Genomic DNA, 5,940 nt, shown 5'->3' with positions numbered 1-5,940 from the left:
CACACTTTTGATGAATTAGATCGTTGTGGTAAATGTGCAGTTGAAAAGTTGAAAGTTGGTAAGCTAACATTTCCAGGGCAAGAGAAGCACTTAAATAGGTTATTAGCACCTCATCTATTGAGGTATGTCATGGGTGAGGTTACTAAACCAAGACGTAAGAAGAAGGTTAGTGAGAATCAGTTGAGTTTATTTTGATAGAAGAACTATTTTATGAGGTGATAGTGTGAGAATTTTAAAAAAAATATGGCTGAATCAATGGTTTAGAATTCTGTTCATTTTACCTTTTCCATTATGGTGTTTGCCTTTAGCGGTTATATATGGCATCGATGTGAATTTGATTATAGCATTTTATTTAATTCTGTTCGTGTTAGCGTGTAAATACAATAATTAAAATAATGATCTATGAGGTGAAAATATGAGAGCAACAGAGATAAGAGATAGATTACTAGGAATCGCTAATTATGTAGACAGATGGATAGATGAAAAAAGGTATTGTTGAAATAGAAGAAGATTCATTTGAAGAGAAGTGCCTAAGTAAAGATTTAAGGAATCTAATATTTGAAATTAAATATAAGGAATAAAAATAATGATCTATGAGGTGAGGATATGAGTAAAGGTTATGTAGTTGGCTATGTAGATGTTTATGTCGCTTGTTCTTCTAATGATGGTGTATTAGTCGGTAGTACAGACGTGGAGAGAGCTAAATTCGTACTGGAAAGCTATTATCTTAGTGATGTAGCCGATGGAGTGATAGCAGATTATTGGATTGAAGTTTATGACGGGAAAAATATAATTGGAATCATTGATTTCAATAAAAAAACATTAGGATTCAGTAGTCAGTTTATAGAAAACTAGATCTAAGAGGTGAGAGTATGCCAGGTTTAAGTGATTTAGAGTTAATCTGTTTAACTATTTGTGTTTGTGTGTTTTTTATCAGTTGTGCGTTAGGAGGAGGGTTTAAAAAATGAGTAAAATTCATTTGAGATTAAGTTATAAGAATATTTTGATTTTAAAGCATTCGTTAGAGCAAAGAATTGAGATTCACGAAACGATTTGGGGGACGTTAAGGCAGTATGTTACACCCGAAAGTCCACATTATGAAATGTATTTAAAAGAAGAAAAGGAAAACGAGGAACATAAACGCTGCTTAGAAGCTTTGATCAAAGAAATGGCCACAGGTGGTTATAGATATGTAGCTGGACAAGAAAGCAATATCTTCGGGGATAAGTATTTAGAGAAATATAAAGAGCAGTTTAAAAAATAATTTATGAGGTGAGGATATGTATTTTGTAGATGAGATTAATAAAATGATTGGAGAGTTAGAAGATAAAGGAGAGGTGAGTGATGGTTCACATACCTTTAATGAGTTGTATTATCACAGAATGGTGTTATTTTCATTGTTTGTGAATTTTTGGCACGGAAACTCGTGGAAGAGTTGGAAGCATCATGACGGAACGATGTATGAAGATTATTTTATTGTAGGGATTACAACACCAGAAGGAGATTATTCATATCATTATCATAAGGATTATTGGGATAGGTTTAAAGTTATGGAACTTGAATGCGCCCCAGAGTGGGATGGTCATAGTCCGAGCGATATTGATAGATTATATAGCGTGTTTGAACAGTAATTTAAACAAATGATCTATGAGGTGAGGATATGATGACAACTAGCGATAGCGTGATTTGTAGAAAAGCAGTCGAAACATTTGGAGTAGATATACAACAAATCGTAGCTATGGAAGAGTTAGGAGAACTAATACAAGCAATCTCTAAAATTGCAAGATGGGAATATAGTCAATCAGAAGATTTAGAAACATTATCAGAGTATATTGATAATCTAGCTGAAGAAATAGCAGATGTGGAAATCATGTTAGAACAATTAAAACAATGTCATGGGTGCCATATTCAGGTTAATGATCATAAAAGAAAGAAATTAGATAAATTAAAAAGTATGGTGGAGGGATGAGGGTTTGAAATTTCTAGGTGTAATCCTAATTCTAATAAATGTAGGATTTGCGATAACAGGGATGAAGTTAGCATTTGAAGAAGAGGGAGAAAAAGAGTACTTTATATTTTTATGGATCCTGATAGTTATATTTGGGTTTAATGGGTTTTATATGATGCAAAGCATGTAAGTAATAAATCATCAAGAAGCGGGATAAGAGGTGAAGAAATGAATGTAAGAAAAAAATTTGAAGATTATCGATTTATGACAAAGAATAGACCGCTTGTAGAAGGTGAATTAAATCGAATAGATAATCTTGTTAGGATTAAAACATCAGGAATTAAAGCCGAGGGTGGATACTCTAGCAAAGATACTATGGACTATTACAACGATTTGATTGCACGTAAGCAACGTCTGGAGACAACGTTATTAGAATATGATTTATTGATTGAATTGGTTAATGATGCACTAGGGTTATTAAAGAAGGAGATGCCAATCGAATATGAAGCAATCAAGATGTATCATATTGAATGTAAAAAAATCTTTCAGATCATGTCTAAATTGAGTTTTAGTAAGAGCCAATGTTGGGTTTATATTAGACGTGGAGAAAAAGAACTATCACAGTTATTCGACATTGTCAAGTAGTTACGTTAAACATAGGACAAACATAGGACAAAGACAAGACAAATATAGGACATTTTTATCCAAAATATGTGGTATTATGATAGAGTGATAATTTATCACAGATGTTCTTAATTGCTACAAACAGTCATAAAAATCTCATAGTTAAAGTCATATCGAAGGGTATGGCTTTTCTTTATGCCTTTAGGAAAGAGGGTGATGGAATGAATGACAAAGTACGAGACTCACGTTAGAAATCGTCTAAGTGAGATTGAAGCATGGGCAAAGGCTGGTGTATCAGATAAACAGATTGCTAAAAATTTAGGAATTGCTTATTCAACCTTTAGGCAATACGTTAAAAAATATTCAGAGTTAGATTCTGTTCTAACTAAAGGAAAGCAAGAGGTTGATGAAAAGGTTGAAAATGCTTTGCTAAAACGGGCATTAGGTTATACTTACGATGAAGTAAAAGAAACCTATGATGGTGATCAACTAACAAAGCGACAAGTAGTGACTAAGCATGTTCCAGCTGATGTGGGAGCTATGATCTTTTGGTTGAAGAATCGACGGCCACAAGATTGGAAGAGTGATTACCATAAAGTGAAACATGATGAAAAAGTTTTAGAGTTGAGAGAAAAAGAATTGGAGGCAAAGGCGTGGTAATGTGTTTAAAACATTAGATTCTTTTTATAAGTCAGATAAATGGATTAAATTCCGGTTAGCCTATATCGGTGAACATAATCCAATTTGTGCTGATTGTCAGAAGTTCATTATTGAGTCTAAAGAGTTACACCTGCACCATATTGAAGAATTAACCTTAGAAAATGTGAATGATGCCAATGTATCGCTCAATCCGGACAACATCGTTATCCTTTGTCATGACTGTCACAACAAGCGTCACCAACGATTTGGTTATGGATATGGCAATCGAAAGACGAAATGGGATAAAGGAGTTTATTTAGTTTATGGTCCACCATTTGCCGGAAAGAAAACATTTGTAAAGGAACAGATGCAACCAGGAGATTTAGTTATTGAATTGGATTTGTTGTATCAAGCTTTATCATTGCAGGAACGATATGTTAATCCATCAGAGATTAAAGCGAATGTTTTTGCTGTTAAAAATTTATTGTTAGATCAAGTGAAGATGAGATATGGAAAATATTCTCGAGCATGGGTGATTGGTGGTTATCCTGATCGAGCAGCACGAGAAAGATTAGCAAACGATTTAGGTGCAGAGATGGTCTTGATTGAAACAGATAAAACGGAATGCCTTAATCGTTTAACTCAGTGTCAAGATGAACGAGCGAATCAGAAGCGAGAGTTTAAACAATACATCGAACAATGGTTTGAAGAGTGGTGCTGACTACCCCCCGTATGATTCTTTTTTCTAAAGCACAGGGTATCCTTGAAGGGGAAGAGCCGTTTCACACACAGGGTAATTTTGAGTTTTTTTCTTGAAAATTTTCTGACAAATTTTTTCTGAATTTCGGCACTTTCGGCACCTATAAAAAAAGAATGCCGATTTTGAAAAAAGGTGGTGATAATTCATGGTAGGAAAAGAATATGAGCGAATCAAAAAATTATTTGATGGTGTTGATGAAAACCAATTGCAATTAGTGGATGGTGTTATTCTGGAAGCAGCTCGATGTAAAGTTGAATTAGATCGGATGCATGAAGTCATAAAAAAAACTGGATTAATCCAAGTTCATCCATCCAATGCAATGCTTCAAAAAGAGCTACCAGTCTCTAAGTTAATTGTTAAAACACGGGCTAACTACTTGAGTTATATCAATAAGCTATCTCAAATACTAGGGACAGTTGTAGATGAGGATGATGAGGATTTAGCTGGATATGAATAAGATAAGTTATCTCGTTGAGTATTACCAACAAATCAAATCTGGTAAGTTGATTGTCGGAAAAGAACTTCTATGGCAAGTCGAACAATGCTATTTAGAAATCACAGATGTAATTTATCAGAATCGGAATCATATTAAAATTGATTTTGATGAATCGAATAAAAGAATCAAATTTATTGAAGCAGAATGTCGGCACTTTGAAGCACCACATGCCGGAAAACCATTCCTATTAGAAATTTGGCAGAAAGCCTTTATTGAATGTATATTTGCTATCAAAATATACGATGAAGAGATTGATCAATACGTTAGAAAGTACCAAGAGGTGCTTTTTTTAGTTGGCCGAAAGAATGGTAAAACGCCTTTAATCGGTGCGATTTGTTTATCTGAATGGTTTTGTGGTGAGATGGGGAAGAAAATTCTATGTGCTAGTAATGACTATGAACAAGCTGATTTAATGTTCCAAGCGATTAATAGTATGAGAGAAGAAAGTCCGACCCTGTCTAAGGTGACAAGAAAGAATATTAAAGGAATTTTCTTTGGACATCCAAAGCAAAAGAAGAAAAAAGGTAAGTTTACGATACAGAATAAAGGAAGTATTCGTAAACTATCAGCTAAAACAGGAGCAAAAGAAGGTCGTAATATTGGGGTAGGCGCTGTTGATGAAGTGTTCGAGATGGCAGATGATAGTACAGTTATGCCAATTCGTCAGGCCTTATCAACACAGAATGAGCCTTTATACTTTGAGTTAACGACCGAAGGATTTACACATGACGGATATTTAGATAAGCGACTCATTGAAGCTAGGCAAGTTATAGCAGGTGAGATTGAACGTCCACGTTGGCTCATTTGGCTATATACCCAAGATAGTGAGCAAGAAGTTTGGCAAGATGAATCAAGTTGGATGAAGAGCAATCCAGGCCTAGGTAAAATCAAAAAAAGGTCGTTTTTACGAAATATGCTAGAAGAGGCGAAAACGAGTTCGAGTCGTCGTGCTTTTGTTTTGGCCAAAGACTTTAATATTAAGCAGAATAACGGTGCTGCATGGCTTCAAGAACAAGATATTATCAACGATTTAACGTATGAACCTGAAGATTTAGATAATAGCATTGCCATTGGTGCAGTGGATTTATCAGAGACGTACGATTTAACTAGCGCAAGAGTGATGATCATGAAACCTGGTAGCAAGGAGAAGTATTTCTTAGGTAAATATTTTATTCCAGAGAGTAAATTAGAAAAAGTGCCGAAATCTGAGCGGGATAAATACTTAGAATGGGCAAAATCAGGTCATTTACATCTTTGTAGTAGTGATGAAGTTGATTACACAGATGTAATGGATTGGTTCATTGAATTGTGGAAAAAACACAAAATTAGAGCGTTTAAAATAGGTTACGATAAATGGGAATCGAAACAACTTGTGGAAGCAATGGAAGAGTACGGATTTGATATGGTTCGTGTTCATCAAGATCACTTCACCATGAGTCATCCGATGAGGATGTTGGAAAATGATTTAAAAAA

Annotated in this window: 10 protein-coding genes; all 10 read left to right on the top strand. The window is 34.6% G+C overall.

The window, feature by feature from the left end; genetic code table 11:
• On the top strand, window positions 1-195 hold a 195-nt coding region (locus QWC74_RS00850; RefSeq protein WP_288993814.1), incomplete at its 5' end, for a hypothetical protein.
• Between the two features lie 411 nt (window positions 196-606).
• Complete coding sequence (locus QWC74_RS00845) at window positions 607-855, top strand: hypothetical protein (RefSeq protein WP_288993812.1); 249 nt, start codon at window positions 607-609, stop codon at window positions 853-855.
• 109 nt (window positions 856-964) lie between these two features.
• Complete coding sequence (locus tag QWC74_RS00840) at window positions 965-1,264, top strand: hypothetical protein (RefSeq protein WP_288993811.1); 300 nt, start codon at window positions 965-967, stop codon at window positions 1,262-1,264.
• 16 nt (window positions 1,265-1,280) lie between these two features.
• A complete protein-coding gene (locus QWC74_RS00835) occupies window positions 1,281-1,631 on the top strand; it encodes a hypothetical protein (RefSeq protein ID WP_288993809.1) in 351 nt (116 codons plus the stop codon).
• Between the two features lie 32 nt (window positions 1,632-1,663).
• Complete coding sequence (locus QWC74_RS00830; RefSeq protein ID WP_288993808.1) at window positions 1,664-1,969, top strand: hypothetical protein; 306 nt, start codon at window positions 1,664-1,666, stop codon at window positions 1,967-1,969.
• Window positions 1,970-2,176: 207 nt separating this feature from the next.
• Window positions 2,177-2,593 (top strand): hypothetical protein, encoded by a 417-nt coding sequence (locus QWC74_RS00825; protein WP_155223192.1) that lies wholly within the window; start codon window positions 2,177-2,179, stop codon window positions 2,591-2,593.
• Between the two features lie 204 nt (window positions 2,594-2,797).
• A complete protein-coding gene (locus tag QWC74_RS00820) occupies window positions 2,798-3,232 on the top strand; it encodes a helix-turn-helix domain-containing protein (RefSeq protein WP_155230019.1) in 435 nt (144 codons plus the stop codon).
• 1 nt (window position 3,233) lies between these two features.
• Window positions 3,234-3,932, top strand: a complete 699-nt coding sequence (locus QWC74_RS00815; protein ID WP_278475123.1) for an HNH endonuclease signature motif containing protein — start codon at window positions 3,234-3,236, stop codon at window positions 3,930-3,932.
• Window positions 3,933-4,116: 184 nt separating this feature from the next.
• Complete coding sequence (locus QWC74_RS00810) at window positions 4,117-4,428, top strand: hypothetical protein (RefSeq protein WP_272131411.1); 312 nt, start codon at window positions 4,117-4,119, stop codon at window positions 4,426-4,428.
• On the top strand, window positions 4,421-5,940 hold a 1,520-nt coding region (locus QWC74_RS00805; protein ID WP_288993804.1), incomplete at its 3' end, for a terminase large subunit. The genes QWC74_RS00810 and QWC74_RS00805, both read left to right, overlap by 8 nt.

It is taken from the genome of uncultured Turicibacter sp., assembly GCF_938044715.1.
Taxonomy (GTDB): domain Bacteria; phylum Bacillota_I; class Bacilli_A; order MOL361; family Turicibacteraceae; genus Turicibacter; species Turicibacter sanguinis.
Note: the sequence above shows the minus strand (reverse complement) of the source record. Positions and strands in the feature narration are given on the sequence as shown.

Coding starts and splice junctions, on each gene's coding strand:
- QWC74_RS00845 (WP_288993812.1), top strand. CDS start 607: ATGAGTAAAGGTTATGTAGTTGGCTATGTAGATGTTTATGTCGCTTGT.
- QWC74_RS00840 (WP_288993811.1), top strand. CDS start 965: ATGAGTAAAATTCATTTGAGATTAAGTTATAAGAATATTTTGATTTTA.
- QWC74_RS00835 (WP_288993809.1), top strand. CDS start 1,281: ATGTATTTTGTAGATGAGATTAATAAAATGATTGGAGAGTTAGAAGAT.
- QWC74_RS00830 (WP_288993808.1), top strand. CDS start 1,664: ATGACAACTAGCGATAGCGTGATTTGTAGAAAAGCAGTCGAAACATTT.
- QWC74_RS00825 (WP_155223192.1), top strand. CDS start 2,177: ATGAATGTAAGAAAAAAATTTGAAGATTATCGATTTATGACAAAGAAT.
- QWC74_RS00820 (WP_155230019.1), top strand. CDS start 2,798: ATGACAAAGTACGAGACTCACGTTAGAAATCGTCTAAGTGAGATTGAA.
- QWC74_RS00810 (WP_272131411.1), top strand. CDS start 4,117: ATGGTAGGAAAAGAATATGAGCGAATCAAAAAATTATTTGATGGTGTT.